1 protein-coding gene is annotated in these 259 nt (G+C 66.8%); it reads left to right on the forward strand.

Going from position 1 to position 259, the window contains the following annotated elements; genetic code table 11:
* Positions 1 to 259: DUF3443 family protein (locus SB822_RS58535; protein WP_410859301.1), on the forward strand; the 259-nt coding region annotated here is incomplete at both ends.

Here is a 259-nt window from a genome sequence, read left to right on the forward strand (position 1 = left end):
TGCAGATCATCGGCGACAAGCCCGCGAGCACGACGCCGTCGGCGGGTTGCGGCAGCGGCTCGGCGGAGAACACGGCGAACGATCTCGGCGCGAACGGCATCATCGGCATCGGCACCGCGCTTTACGATTGCGGCTCGACCTGCGCGAACGCGTCCACGGCTGGGACGTACAGCAATTACTTCTCGTGCCCAGGCGGCACGTCGTGCACGCGCACCGCGGTTCCGCTCGCGAACCAGGTCGCCAATCCGGTCGCTAAATT

Origin of the sequence: Paraburkholderia sp. SIMBA_054, from assembly GCF_046534875.1 — a bacterium.
Lineage (GTDB): Bacteria > Pseudomonadota > Gammaproteobacteria > Burkholderiales > Burkholderiaceae > Paraburkholderia > Paraburkholderia hospita.